Source organism: Stenotrophomonas sp. 57, from assembly GCF_030291075.1.
Lineage (GTDB): Bacteria > Pseudomonadota > Gammaproteobacteria > Xanthomonadales > Xanthomonadaceae > Stenotrophomonas.
In genome coordinates, this window is the sequence record NZ_CP127407.1 from 310,058 (window position 1) to 322,276 (window position 12,219).

The 12,219-nt window shown below is 68.9% G+C and carries 13 protein-coding genes; 4 read left to right on the plus strand and 9 right to left on the minus strand.

Annotation, left to right across the window (positions count from 1 at the left end; translation table 11 throughout):
• Nucleotides 1–30: 30 nt before the first annotated feature.
• On the minus strand, nucleotides 31–1,275 hold the full coding sequence (locus tag QP512_RS01350) for an efflux RND transporter periplasmic adaptor subunit (RefSeq protein ID WP_286070665.1): 1,245 nt from the start codon (nucleotides 1,273–1,275) through the stop codon (nucleotides 31–33).
• A gap of 202 nt (nucleotides 1,276–1,477) precedes the next feature.
• On the opposite strand from QP512_RS01350, the gene QP512_RS01355 reads away from it, so the two are divergent.
• From QP512_RS01355 to QP512_RS01370, 4 genes are read left to right on the plus strand one after another with little or no spacing between them, the layout of a single operon-like run.
• Nucleotides 1,478–2,374 carry an ABC transporter ATP-binding protein gene (locus QP512_RS01355; protein ID WP_286070666.1) on the plus strand — a complete coding sequence of 299 codons (897 nt, stop codon included), beginning with the start codon at nucleotides 1,478–1,480 and terminating at the stop codon, nucleotides 2,372–2,374.
• Nucleotides 2,371–3,153: an ABC transporter permease gene (locus tag QP512_RS01360; RefSeq protein WP_286070667.1), complete on the plus strand. Its 783-nt coding sequence runs from the start codon at nucleotides 2,371–2,373 to the stop codon at nucleotides 3,151–3,153. Before QP512_RS01355 ends, QP512_RS01360 begins: the two co-directional genes overlap by 4 nt.
• A gap of 6 nt (nucleotides 3,154–3,159) precedes the next feature.
• Nucleotides 3,160–4,383: a sensor histidine kinase gene (locus tag QP512_RS01365; protein WP_286070668.1), complete on the plus strand. Its 1,224-nt coding sequence runs from the start codon at nucleotides 3,160–3,162 to the stop codon at nucleotides 4,381–4,383.
• Nucleotides 4,380–4,982, plus strand: a complete 603-nt coding sequence (locus QP512_RS01370; RefSeq protein WP_286070669.1) for a response regulator transcription factor — start codon at nucleotides 4,380–4,382, stop codon at nucleotides 4,980–4,982. Before QP512_RS01365 ends, QP512_RS01370 begins: the two co-directional genes overlap by 4 nt.
• 534 nt (nucleotides 4,983–5,516) lie before the next feature.
• Here QP512_RS01370 and QP512_RS01375 read toward each other — a convergent pair.
• The 8 genes from QP512_RS01375 to QP512_RS01410 form a co-directional block, all read right to left on the minus strand.
• Complete coding sequence (locus QP512_RS01375; protein ID WP_286070670.1) at nucleotides 5,517–6,053, minus strand: cytochrome b; 537 nt, start codon at nucleotides 6,051–6,053, stop codon at nucleotides 5,517–5,519.
• Nucleotides 6,050–7,153, minus strand: coding sequence for a catalase family peroxidase (locus QP512_RS01380; RefSeq protein WP_286070671.1), 1,104 nt, complete (start codon nucleotides 7,151–7,153; stop codon nucleotides 6,050–6,052). Before QP512_RS01380 ends, QP512_RS01375 begins: the two co-directional genes overlap by 4 nt.
• A gap of 216 nt (nucleotides 7,154–7,369) precedes the next feature.
• The gene (locus QP512_RS01385; protein ID WP_286070672.1) at nucleotides 7,370–8,737 is read right to left on the minus strand and encodes a M17 family metallopeptidase; all 1,368 of its coding nucleotides are present in this window, start codon (nucleotides 8,735–8,737) and stop codon (nucleotides 7,370–7,372) included.
• Nucleotides 8,738–8,740: 3 nt separating this feature from the next.
• Nucleotides 8,741–9,460: an HAD-IA family hydrolase gene (locus tag QP512_RS01390; protein WP_286070673.1), complete on the minus strand. Its 720-nt coding sequence runs from the start codon at nucleotides 9,458–9,460 to the stop codon at nucleotides 8,741–8,743.
• Between the two features lie 260 nt (nucleotides 9,461–9,720).
• Complete coding sequence (locus tag QP512_RS01395; protein ID WP_286070674.1) at nucleotides 9,721–10,830, minus strand: AI-2E family transporter; 1,110 nt, start codon at nucleotides 10,828–10,830, stop codon at nucleotides 9,721–9,723.
• 67 nt (nucleotides 10,831–10,897) lie between these two features.
• A complete protein-coding gene (locus tag QP512_RS01400; RefSeq protein WP_286070675.1) occupies nucleotides 10,898–11,353 on the minus strand; it encodes a protein sip-5 in 456 nt (151 codons plus the stop codon).
• On the minus strand, nucleotides 11,350–11,820 hold the full coding sequence (locus tag QP512_RS01405; protein ID WP_088023523.1) for a phage holin family protein: 471 nt from the start codon (nucleotides 11,818–11,820) through the stop codon (nucleotides 11,350–11,352). Before QP512_RS01405 ends, QP512_RS01400 begins: the two co-directional genes overlap by 4 nt.
• Before the next feature lie 8 nt (nucleotides 11,821–11,828).
• Nucleotides 11,829–12,194: a hypothetical protein gene (locus QP512_RS01410; RefSeq protein WP_004137828.1), complete on the minus strand. Its 366-nt coding sequence runs from the start codon at nucleotides 12,192–12,194 to the stop codon at nucleotides 11,829–11,831.
• Nucleotides 12,195–12,219: the final 25 nt, after the last annotated feature.

Consider the following 12,219-nt stretch of genomic DNA (forward strand, 5'->3'; position numbering starts at 1 on the left):
CTGCCGGCGGCGCCCGCAGGCGCCAGGCCGTTACTGCGCTTGTTTCTGTTGCACCTCGGCGCCATCGCGCAGGGTGTCCGGCGGGTTCACCACCACCGATTCACCTGCGCTCACGCCCTTGAGGATCTGGCGGTCCTTGCCCATCGCCTGGCCGGCCTCGACCGTGCGCTGCTGCACGCGGCTCTCGCCGCCCAGCACGAAGGCCACCGACGCGCCGTCGCGCTGGACCACCGCGCCGCCCGGCACGCGCACGCCCTGCGGCTTGGCGGCGGCCTGCGGCTGGGCCTGTTCCAGGAAGCTGACCCGCACGCCCATCTCCGGCACGATGCGCGGGTCCTTCACCTTCAGCGCCACGCGCACCTTGACCGTGGCCTTGCCGCGGTCGGCAGTAGGAATGATGGCGATCACTTCGCCCGGGATCTTCCACTCCGGGTAGGCATTGAGCGTGGCTTCCACCGGCATCTTCGGCTGCACGCGGCCGATGAAGGCCTCGCCGACCTCGACTTCGATTTCCAGCGAATCCATGTCGACGATGGTGCCGATGCCGGTACGGGTGAAGCCACCGCCAGCCGACAGCGGCGAGACGATTTCACCCGGCTGCGCCGCCTTGGCGGTGACCACGCCGGAGAACGGTGCGCGTACCACGTTGTTGTCCACGCCCAGGTCGGCGATGGCCAGCTGGTCGCGTGCCACCCTGACGTTGCGCTGCGCAGTATCCAGCTGCGCACGCAGGCTGTCGCGCTGGGCCACGGCCTGGTCGTACTGCGAGCGCGACACCAGTTGCTGGCCGACCAGCGCCTGCAGGCGGCTGGCTTCGGCGGCGGCCTGCTTCTGCTGTGCCTCCAGCCCTGCCACCTGGCTGCGTGCGGCCTGCAGCTGCGAGGCATACAGGCTGCGCTGCGCATCGGCATCGATCGGGTCCAGCGTGGCCATCACCTGGCCGGCCTCGACCCGCATGCCTTCCTCGATCATCACCTCGCGCACCTTGCCGGTGATCTTGGCCGACACCGTGGCCATGCGCCGGGCGACCACGTAGCCGCTGGCGTCGAGCACCGAACTGCTGGCGCTGCCCTGCTGGATGGCCACCGCAGGGGCGGTTTCCACTTCCACGGCCGGTGCACGGCCGAACAGGAAGGCGACGGCGGCGGCCAGCAGCACGATCACGATGATCGCGATCCACAGCCAGCGGCGGCTGCCCCCACTGCGACCGGAGGCGGGCGGCGGCGACTTGCGGTCGATACGGAGTTCCTTCAACAGCTCGGCAGAAGCGTTCATTCGTTCCATCACAGGTGTTCGGGCGGGTGTGGCCGGAAGGGCATACGACGGCGGTTCCGGCGGTGGAGCGTGCGGCACAGCATGAAGGCAGGCACAGCGATGATGGCAGTGACAGCTGTCATCCGATGACACTGACGGCGGCAACTGCGAAATGTGACCACGGCGGCACAGGATGGCAACGTCCCCGCTACCGGTACCGCCCATGGATCCGATCGCCCCGTCGCTGGCCCGCCTGCAGCAGGTGCAGGTGCGCTATCGCGACCATACCGCCCTGCATGGCATCGACCTGCAGGTCCGCGCTGGCCAGGTGCTGGCATTGCTGGGCCGCAACGGTGCCGGCAAGAGTACCGCGATCAGCGTGCTGTTGGGCCTGCGCCGCGCCGATGCCGGCCAGGTCGAGCTGCTCGGCGGCGACCCGCAGCAGCGGGCCAGTCGATTGGGGCTGGGCGTGATGCTGCAGAGCACGAACCTGCCGCCGATGCTGCAGGTGGACGAGCTGGTGGCCCAGGCCAGTGCCTGTTACCCCGACCCGATGCCGTTGCAGGAGGTACTGCAGCGCGCCGGACTGCAGGCGCTGGCGCGCCGCCGCTACGGCCAGCTGTCCGGCGGGCAGCAGCGCGCGGTGCAGTTCGCCATCGCGCTGTGCGGCCGACCGCGGGTGCTGTTCCTGGACGAGCCCACCACCGGGCTGGACATCCAGGCGCGGCAGGCGATGTGGCAGGCGATCCGGCAACTGGTGGCCGAAGGCTGCGGCGTGTTGCTGACCACCCACTACCTGGAAGAGGCCGAAGCATTGGCGCAGCAGGTGGTAGTGCTCGAACGCGGCCGGGTTCTGGCCGACGCGCCGCTGGGCGAACTGCGCCTGGCCGACCGGCCGCGCCGCATCCGTTGCCGCAGCGTGCTGCCTGCTGAAGACGTGCAGCAGTGGCCGGGCGTGCAGCAGGTGCAGCGCGACGGCGAGCATCTGCAGCTGCTGGCGAGCCCGGCCGAGCCGGTAGTGGCCCGCCTGCTGGCGGCCGACGCGCAGTTGCGTGAGCTGGAAGTACAGGGCGCGGCGCTGGCCGACGCCTTCCTCGACCTGACCCGGGAGGCCGCATGAACACGATGACCCGTACCGGCACCGCACCGGCGCCGTCGTCTGCCTGGCGCCAGGCCCTGCGTCCCTACTGCGCTGAGCTGGTGGCCGAACTGCGCCGCGCCTGGCGTACACCCGCCTTCGCCGTACCTTCGCTGCTGTTCCCGGTGTTGTTCTACCTGCTGTTCGGCGTGCTGTTGGGCCGTGGCCACGCTCCGCTGTACCTGCTGGCCACCTACTGCGTGTTCGGCGCGATGGCCCCGGCCCTGTTCGGCTTCGGCGTGCAGCTGGCGTTGGACCGAGAAGGCGGGCTGCTCACGCTCAAGCGGGGGCTGCCGATGCCGCCGGCGGCGCCGCTGCTGGCGCGACTTGCGATGGCCGTGATGTTCGCGCTGCTGGTGGCCTCGTTGTTGATCGGCGTGGCATCTGTGCTGGGCGGTGTGCAGCTGCACGCCCTGCAGGTGCTGCAGCTGCTGGCGGTGGCGGGCCTGGCTGCGCTGCCGCTGGGGGCGATCGGCCTGCTGATCGGCAGCCATGTCAGTGCCAGCGCAGCGCCGGCGATGGTCAACCTGGTCTACCTGCCGCTGGCGTTGCTGTCGGGCCTGTGGCTGCCGCTGTCGGCGCTGCCCAAGGTGTTTTCGATGATGGCACCGCTGTGGCCAACCTGGCACCTGGCCGAGCTGGCGCTGCCGGTGGTCGGGTTGCCGTCTGCGGGCAGCGTCGCCGGCCATCTGCTGGTGCTGCTGGCGGTGACCCTCGTGGCGTTGCTGCTGACACGGCGCCGCCTGCGCCGGATCGGCTGAACTGGCATGATCGGCAGCGATCGTCCCCGCCTGGATCCTCCCGTGCCACCGAGCTGGCTTGCCTCACTGCTGCGTCCCGCGCCGGATTCGGCGGTGGCCGACAACCTGCGCCGCGGCAAGCCGGCCTGGGCCGATGCCATCCACCTGCTGTGGACGGTGTGGGTGTTCATGACGCCGCTGTTTTCAGGGGGGTACACGCTGCGCTGGCTGTGGTTCACGCTGGCCAGCTATCCGCTGTTCCTGCTGTTGTATGCGCGCCTGCTGCTGTCGCCGCGGCACCATGCGCCCCGCTATGCGCTGGCGATGACCGCGCTGGCGATCGTGCTGGTGCCCTGGTACCCATCGGGCATCAGCTACTTCATTTTCGGCTGCGTGATGCTGCGGGTCTGCGGTCGCAGCAGCTGGTGGCGTTATCTGTTGCTGCTGGCCGTACTCAACGCGGTGTTCTACCTGGTGGCCCACTTGGCACACTACCCGTGGCAGAGCCTGGTCTGGGTGCCTGCGGTGTCGTTCATCATCGGCATGGTGGTGAACGTGGAGACGGTGAACAAGGAAAAGGATGCCGCATTGCAGCTTTCGCAGGAGGAAGTGCGGCGGCTGGCCACCACCGCCGAGCGCGAGCGCATCGGCCGCGATCTGCATGATCTGCTCGGCCATACCCTGTCATTGATCACGTTGAAGCTGGAACTGGCGCGCAAGCTGCACGACCGTGGCGATGCCCGTGCGCGGCAGGAGATCGGCGAAGCCGAGGAGATCGCCCGCGAAGCCCTGGCCCAGGTACGCAGTGCGGTCACCGGCATCCGCGCCAGTGACCTGGCCGGCGAACTGGCCTCGGCGCGCCTGCTGCTGGAATGCCAGCAGGTGCACCTGCAGTACGCACCTCCACCGCCGATGCCGGTGGACGTGGAGCGCGGACTGGCGCTGGTGCTGCGCGAGGCGGCAACCAATATCGTTCGCCACGCGCAGGCGACGCAGGCGCGGGTGGAATTCATGGTGGAAGGGCGAATGCTGGCGATGCAGATCTGCGACGATGGACGTGGCGGGATACAGGCTGAAGGCAATGGCCTGTGCGGGATGCGTGAGCGTGTGGCGGCACTGGGCGGGCAGTTCGCGCTGCAATCGGTACGGGGCGACGGCACCGTGCTGACCGTGCGTGTGCCCTTGGTCGCAGCGACCACGCCGCTGCCGCCGGCTGCACCACCGTCGCTGGCCCAGGACGGTGCCGCATGATCCGCATCCTGCTGGCCGAAGACCAGGCGATGGTGCGCGGCGCGTTGTCGGCATTGCTGGGCCTGGAGCCGGATATCGAAGTGCTGGGCAGCGCCGCCGACGGTGAGGCTGCGTGGCGCATGCTGCAGCAGCTGCAGCCGGACATCCTGGTCACCGACATCGAGATGCCGGGCCTGTCCGGGCTGGAGCTGGCCCAGCGCATTGCCCGCCATGAATTGCCGATCAAGGTGGTGATCGTGACCACCTTCGCCCGTGCCGGTTTCCTGCGCCGCGCGCTGGAAGCGGGCGTGCTGGGGTACCTGTTGAAGGACGCGCCGGCGGAGAACCTGGCCGATGCACTGCGCAAGGTGAAGCAGGGCATCCGCGCGATTGACCCGCAGCTGGCACTCGATGCCTGGTCGCAGGCCGACCCGCTGACCGACCGCGAACGCTGCGTGCTGCGCCTGGCAGGCGAGGGCCGTACCGCCAGCGAGATCGCCGAACAGCTGGGGCTGTCGCACGGCACGGTGCGCAACTACCTGTCCGAGTGCATCGGCAAGCTGGGCGTGGCCAATCGCATTGAGGCGTACCGTCTGGCGCGGCAGAAGGGGTGGTTGTAGCGGATCATTTCCGCGCCTGCGGAGAGGTGTCACTTTCTTTGCTCGTGCAAAGAAAGTAACCAAAGAAACACGCCGCCAGAGCGCGAGCCGTCGCTCCGCGCCGGTTCCCTGCGCTTCTCGGTGAATCAGGGGACGGCGCCGAACTCGCTGCGCTCAGACATCGGCGCCTCTGCGCCCCTGATTCCCCTGCGATGCTCGGCTCGCTCAAGGCGGACCCAAGAGCAAAAGCCGCAGCTGCACCCATTAGATCCACGCCATGCGTGGATGCTCTAGCCGTTGATCTTGCCCTTCCAGTCCGCCTTCAAGCGAGCCGAGCACCGCAGGTCCGGCGAGGGCGAAGAGGCGCGGGTGTTTGAGCGCAGCGAGTTCCCGCGCCGTCCCTCGACGGGCCGAGGAGCACAGGGCACCGGCGTGCGCAGCACGTCGGCTCGCGGCCGGCGGAGCGTTTCTTTGGTTACTTTCTTTGCGCGCAAAGAAAGTGACACCCCTCCGCGGGCGCGGAAACGATCCGCCGGGAACTCCCGGCGAATCCTTTCAATCCTTCCCGCGCGCCATCGCCTGGAACACGCCATCGCGCCGCACCCACAGGTGGAACAGCGCCGCACCCACGTGCATCAGCACCGTGGCGAACAACACATACGCCAGCAGGCTGTGCGCATTACGCAACGCGGCATACAGCGCCGGGGTGTGCGGCACGATCGGCGGCAGGTGCAGGCCGCCCCCCAGCACGATCGGGTAACCGCCGGCCGACAGCATCGCCCAGCCGATCAGCGGCATCGCCAGCATCAGCGCATACAGCATCCAGTGCGAGGCCTTGGCGGCCATCACCTGCCACACCGGCAGGTCCGCTGGCAGGGGCGGTGGGCGATGGCGCAGCCGGTTGTACAGACGCAGCAGCACCAGTGCGCCGATGGCGATGCCCAGCGGTCGGTGCAGGTCGATCAGCATCGGCCGCAGGTGCAGCGAGGCGACCATGGTCACGCCGATGAACAGCATGGCGATGATCATCAGCGCCATGGACCAGTGCAGCACGCGCGCCAGCAGGTTGAAGTGGCCGTTGCCGGTGTTCATCGCGCGGCCTCCTTCGGTTGCTCGACATTGCCGCTGGCGCGCTCGCGCTCGCGACGGTTGAACGACTGCGAGTACACCGCCGAGCGGGCGGCCAGGATCGGATCGTCGCTGCCGCGCACGCCACTGGGCAGGATCAGCGGATCGAAGTTGATCTGGCCGCAGGCGCCTTCCTCCTGCGACTGCATGCGGTCCAGGCTGAGCACGCCGGCCACCACCTGATCGCGCGATGCGGGCCACGGCACCGACGGATCATCGATGGCATCGCCAGGCGCGGCGGTGGTGACGACCAGGTTCCAGCGCACCGGGCCATTGGCCAAGCGCTGTTTCAGTTCCTGGCTGAGGAAATCGACGCTGGCCTGCTTGCGCGTTTCCGCATCCATTTCTACCACCGCCGCCTGTGGCTGCCAGCGCCAGCGCACCGCGCGTTTCTGGCCCTGTGCATTGGTGAACCAGAAGCTGTTGACGCTGTTGAAGGTGGTGTCGGCCCAGCTGCTGGTCCACGGCGCCGTCTTGGCCCACTGCTGGAAGGCCTGGGCACTGGGATACTTCGCCAGCACCGCCGCCATCTTCTGCGGGTCCGGCTTGCCGGTGGCCGGGTCGGGAATGGAGGCGCGCGTCTGCTCGTAGAACGCTTCGGCGTTGGGCACGGCGAAGAACGGGAAGCTGTTCATCGCCATGCGCCATTCCTGGCCGTCATCGCTGACCATCTGCACCGCGATGCTGCGCACCCGTGCGGTGTTGTCGGCGCCGTAGGGATCGCCGCCGCCGATCGACAGGCGTCCCATCACCGGTACACGGCGCTGCGAGAACACCCGCGCGCTGGACAGGGTGGGGGCCTGCGCACTGGGTTCGAACCAGCCGCTCACGCAGATGCCCTTGCTGTGCGCACGGCGAAAGCCGGGATGGGCCGGGCCGGTAGCTTCGATGGTGTCGGTGAAGCGCTGCGCGGTCAGGCGGTTGCCGATCCAGCCGGCCAGCCAGGCGAAGGTCAGCGCGACGCCACCCAGAATGAGTGCGATCAGCGCGATCCAGAGCAGCGGCGAATGCCTGCGGGGTGCGCCGGGCGTCTGGCCGGCGCGGGTGTAGCGGAAGAGCGACATGGTCGGAGTCCTGCCTTCACGGAGCGTGTGGGTGGTCGACCCTCACATCCTCGCAGAACCCGGCCGCGGCCGAAATTCAATTTTTCGTCAAACTTCCAACGCGCCCCGAACGCTTGGGTAGCGTCGACTGTCAGTCGACTTTCGCGCGCAGCGCGGGGCTTTCAAGGCCCATCCCTGCCCCGGCGCTCGGGCCGGGGCAAGGCGGGTGTGCGTGCCTCAGGCGTAACGCGCCTTCAGCATTGCCCATGCCGAACGCAGCGCCAGCGCTTCGCCACCGGCCGGCCGGCCCGGGCGTTCGCCGTCGTTCCAGGCGTACACATCCAGATGCGCCCAGCGCTGGCCGTCTTCCAGGAAGCGTTCCAGGTACAGCGCGGCGGTGACCGAGCCGGCCATGCGCGAGCCGGCGTTGGCCAGGTCGGCGATGCCGCTGGTCAGGTAACGCAGGTAGGGGCGCCACAGCGGCATGCGCCAGACCGGGTCGCGGGTCGCGTCACCGGCCTGCAGCCACTGCTGGGCCACCGTATCGTCGTTGCTGAACAGTGCCGGCAGGTCCGGGCCCAGCGCGATGCGCGCGGCGCCGGTGAGGGTGGCGAAATCCAGCACCAGGTCCGGCTTCTGCTCGCTGGCGAAGGTGAGCGCGTCGCACAGGATCACGCGGCCCTCGGCATCGGTGTTGTCGATCTCCACGCTCAGGCCCTTGCGGGTGGCGATCACTTCGCCCGGGCGGAACGCATCCGGACCGATCGCGTTTTCCACCGCCGGCACCAGCAGGGTCAGGCGCACCGGCAGGCCGCGTGCCATCACCAGGCCGGCCAGGGCCAGGGCATGCGCAGCGCCACCCATGTCCTTCTTCATGTTGCGCATGCCGTCGGCCGGCTTGATGTCCAGGCCGCCGGTATCGAAGCACACGCCCTTGCCGACCAGCACCAGCGACGGATCGGTGTCCTTGCCCCAGCGCAGCACGACCAGGCGCGGCGCGCGGTGCGAGGCGCGGCCCACGGCGTGGATGGCCGGGAAATTCTGCTTCAGCAGCGCATCGCCGGTGATCGCTTCGACCTGCGCACCATGCGCATCGGCCAGGGCGCGCGCGGCGTCTTCCAGCTGCTGCGGGCCCATGTCTTCGGTCGGAGTGTTGACCCAGTCGCGCACGCGCAGGCTGGCGGCAATCAGGTCGGCCACTTCGCCGGTCGGCGCGGCCACCAGCTGCGCCGGCGCGCGGTGGCGCTTGCGGTAACGGTCGAAACGGTAGCTGCCCAGGCCCCAGCCCAGCTGCAGCAGCGCCTGTTCGGCGGCCGGCAGGTCGCTGGCCAGCTGCCACACGCTGCCCTCCGGCAGCGCGTGCGGCGCATGCGAATAGCTGTAGGCATCGGCACGATCACCCACGCCCATCACCGCACCGGCCAGGCCATCGGTGCCGGGCAGCAGCGCGGTGCTGAAGGCGCCGGCGGTGAAGCCCTGCGATGCGAGCCACGCCTGGATGGCGGCCGGCTGGCTGTCCTTCCATGCCGCGAACTGCTCGCGGTCCAGCACGTACAGCGGCAGCGCTGCGGTGGTGTCGGCGGTGAAACCAGTGATCTCGCTCATGCGTCAGATACTCCGGGATGCGGCGGCGTCGAGGTTGGCGTCCAACCAGTCGGCCAGGCCGGTAAGGGTGTCGAACTGCAGGTCGGGCTGCAGCTGCGGATGGGTCCAGGTGGCTGCGTTGCGGTTGATCCAGCAGCCGCGCAGGCCGGCGGCAATCGCCCCGGCCACGTCCATCTCGGCATGGTCGCCCACGTGCAGTACCTGTGCCGGTGCCACACCCAGGCGGGTGCACGCGGCGTGGAAGATGCTGGCCTCGGGCTTGGCCGCGCCGTGTTCGCGCGACCCCAGCTGGAAGGCGAAATGATGGGCCAGGCCGATCCGCTCCAGGTCGGCGTTGCCGTTGCTCAGCGCCGCCACCGGTACCCGTGCGGCAATGCGCGCCAGCGCATCGATCGCATCGGGGTAGCACTCCACCTGGTTGCGCGCGGCGTAGAACACTTCATACGCCGGTTCCAGCAGATCGAGGCTGGCACCACTGTCGTGCAGTGCTTCGCGCAGCGTCAGCCGGCGCAGTGCGCTCAGGTCGTGGTGGAGGTGCGGATGGGCGTGGTACAGCCGCTCGCGCAGTTCGCGCATCGCCTCCACCGGATACATCGCGGCGGTAGCGGGGCTGTGTTCGCACATCCACGCGTGCAGGACCTGTTCGATGCGGACGCCGATCGGAGCGAACGGCCACAGCGTGTCGTCAAGGTCGAGGGTGATGGCTTGGACGGGGAAATTCACCCCGCCATTCTACCCCTGCCCGCGAGGGCTTTCATGCGACGCGGCGGGCGGGGGCACGGGCGCTGGGCCGGGTCAGCGCAGGTTGTACGAGCAGGCGATGGTGGTCTGGCCGTCGAACTGCTGCACGTCCAGGTTGTGTCGGCCCACTTCCTTCGTGCAGGTGCCCGCCACCGGGTCGGACATCCGAAAAGGGGGCCAACGTCTGCCATGTCATTCCTGTTTCGGGTTCCGCCATCTGCGCCCACCGTTTGCCGATCCCGTCATTCCAGCAGCCGTGCCCAGCCCTGCATGCCGTCCAGCCGCGCCAGCACCAGCTTGATGCAGACCAGCAGCGGCACGGCCAGCAGCAGGCCGATCATGCCCCAGGCCCAGCCGAACACCATCAGTGCCAGGATCAGCACCAGCGGCGACAGCTTCATGCGCCGGCCCAGCACGATCGGGGTCACCATCTGCCCTTCCAGGGTATGCAGGCCCAGGTAGGCGGCAGCCGGCAGCAGTGCCTGCAGCGGGTCGCGGAACTCGACGAAGCCCATCAGCAGCATCAGTGCCACGCCGATCAGCGGGCCCACGTACGGTGCGAAGTTCAGCAAAGCTGCCACCGTGCCCCACAACAGTGCTTCCTGCAGGCCGATGCCGAGCAGCATCAGCACGCCAGCGAACACCAGCCCGACCAGTGTGTTGATCACGCTGATGGTCAGCACGTAGCGCGAGACCTCGCGCTCGATCGAACGCAGGATGTCCGTGGTGAAGCGCTGCTGCTGGCGGCTGGGGAACAGCGCGATCGCCGCGCGTTGCAGGCTTTGTCCGTAGATCATGAAGAACAGCGTGAGCAGCACCACCGCCAGCACCGAAGCGGCCAGCCTCGGTGCGCGGGTCAGCATGCGGTAGGGGTCGTCCAGCTGGGTGCGGATCACCTGCACCTTGTGGTTGCTGTCACCCCCGGCCACGCGGGCGAAGTTCTCCGCCGCCTGGTTGGCCTGCTGCACCGGCTTGGTCAGGTCCTGCACCTGGCGGGCGACCTTGCGCAGCTGCTGCGGTGCTTCCTGTGCCCAGTCCATGGCCGGGCCGATCAGCTGCACTGCCAGCGAACCGGTCACGCCCAGCCCGGCGCCAAGGATCAGCAGTGCGCCCAGCGCACGCGGAATCCACAGTTTCTGCAGCAGGCGCAGGATCGGGTTGCCGACCAGCGCGAAGAACATCGCCAGCAGCACCGGCAGGATGATGTCCTGTGCCGCCCACAGGGTGTAGCCCACGGCCAGCGTGGCCAGTACCACCAGCGACATCGGCCCGCGCGGGCGCGGCAGCGGCGGCAGCGGTGCGTCGGACTGTTCGGGGGCGGCCGGTGACGGGGACAGGAGGGACTCGCTCATCGACGCATCAACCGGAAAGGGGAGCGCATTATCCGCCGGCCGCGATCGGCGCGGCGGATTACATGCATCAACGTTCGGACAGCTCGGTGGCCGCTTCGGCCGGCCGCGGTTCACGCAGTTCCGTTTCCGCGGGCGGCTGGGGCGACGGTGCAGGTCGCGCGGCGTTCGCCGACGTCGCCGCCTGCGCCTGTTCGCTGGCCGCGTCGGCTTCTTCGGCCGCATCGTCGGCGGCGGCCGTGGCCTGCGCCGCCATCGCCGTGGCGAACGCCGCCTGTGCGCTGGCGAACAGGTTGGAGACCGAACCGACCATCTGCAGCCAGCGCGCGCCATTGACCTTGCCCGGCACCTCCAGCTTGCCAGCGATGAAGCCACCGGCAAGGCCGACCACCACGATGCGCAGCGGCGACCAGCCCTGGCGCCAGACCTGGCTGAGCGTGGACCAGTGGTCCTGGGTTTCGCCCAAGCGCACGGTCACCACCTGTTCGCAGCGTTTCACCCGCCGTTGCAGCGCACCGAACTTCATGGCTTGCCCTCCGGCAGCTGCACGCCGGCATCGGGATCGTCTTCGCTGGGCTCGTCGAACAGGCCCAGGCGTGACAGTTGGCGCCGGGTGGCGTGCATGCCGGTGTGGTGGAAGAAGTAGGACACCCGCCAGATCGCATAGCCGGTCACGGCCAGGCTCAACAGCGAGGTGATCAGCAGGGCCTGCAGCCAGCTCAGGCCCCAGCTCTGCAGCAGGGCGATGAGGGTGGCGGCCATCAGCAGCCAGGCCGAGGCACCGAACACGATCGCCACGCCAGCCCAGGCCAGCGCCCGACCGAACGCACTGCGTGCCAGCGCGAAGTCGGCCGAGGCCAACCGGCGCAGCGAACGCAGCGTGTGCTTGGCCGAATCGGCAGCGGCACGACCGGCCGCGCCGACCTGGCGGATGCTCTCATCCAGCGGCGGGGTGGCCGCTGGATCAGGCGCTTGCGCGTTGTCTTCGCTCACGCCGCGGCTTACTTGTCGCTGCTGCCGCGGGCCAGCTTGGCGATGATCCAGCCGGCAGCGAAGGCGACGCCGAACGAGGCCAGCGGACGTTCACGGATCAACTCGGCAGCGCTGTCGATCAGGTCCTTGCCCTTGTCCATCAGTGCATCCACCTGTTCCTTGGCGGCGGCGCCACCGAACTCGGCGGCGGCCAGGCCGGACAGTGCGCTGTCGGACAGTTCAGCCTTGACGTTGGCCTTGCCGATGCGAAGTTCGTCGGTTGCTGCACCGGTTGCGCCCTTGATCGCACCGCCGGCAGCGCTGGCGGCCTGCTTCAGGTGGGAACCGGCTTCACCCAGGTGGTCCTTCAGGTTCTCGGTATTGGTGGGGCTCATCGAATCACTCCTGTTGCGATGGGGG

Coding starts and splice junctions, on each gene's coding strand:
- QP512_RS01385 (WP_286070672.1), bottom strand. CDS start 8,737: ATGAGCGAGATCACTGGTTTCACCGCCGACACCACCGCAGCGCTGCCG.
- QP512_RS01365 (WP_286070668.1), top strand. CDS start 3,160: ATGATCGGCAGCGATCGTCCCCGCCTGGATCCTCCCGTGCCACCGAGC.
- QP512_RS01350 (WP_286070665.1), bottom strand. CDS start 1,275: ATGAACGCTTCTGCCGAGCTGTTGAAGGAACTCCGTATCGACCGCAAG.
- QP512_RS01375 (WP_286070670.1), bottom strand. CDS start 6,053: ATGAACACCGGCAACGGCCACTTCAACCTGCTGGCGCGCGTGCTGCAC.
- QP512_RS01410 (WP_004137828.1), bottom strand. CDS start 12,194: ATGAGCCCCACCAATACCGAGAACCTGAAGGACCACCTGGGTGAAGCC.
- QP512_RS01360 (WP_286070667.1), top strand. CDS start 2,371: ATGAACACGATGACCCGTACCGGCACCGCACCGGCGCCGTCGTCTGCC.
- QP512_RS01400 (WP_286070675.1), bottom strand. CDS start 11,353: ATGAAGTTCGGTGCGCTGCAACGGCGGGTGAAACGCTGCGAACAGGTG.
- QP512_RS01380 (WP_286070671.1), bottom strand. CDS start 7,153: ATGTCGCTCTTCCGCTACACCCGCGCCGGCCAGACGCCCGGCGCACCC.
- QP512_RS01395 (WP_286070674.1), bottom strand. CDS start 10,830: ATGAGCGAGTCCCTCCTGTCCCCGTCACCGGCCGCCCCCGAACAGTCC.
- QP512_RS01370 (WP_286070669.1), top strand. CDS start 4,380: ATGATCCGCATCCTGCTGGCCGAAGACCAGGCGATGGTGCGCGGCGCG.
- QP512_RS01355 (WP_286070666.1), top strand. CDS start 1,478: ATGGATCCGATCGCCCCGTCGCTGGCCCGCCTGCAGCAGGTGCAGGTG.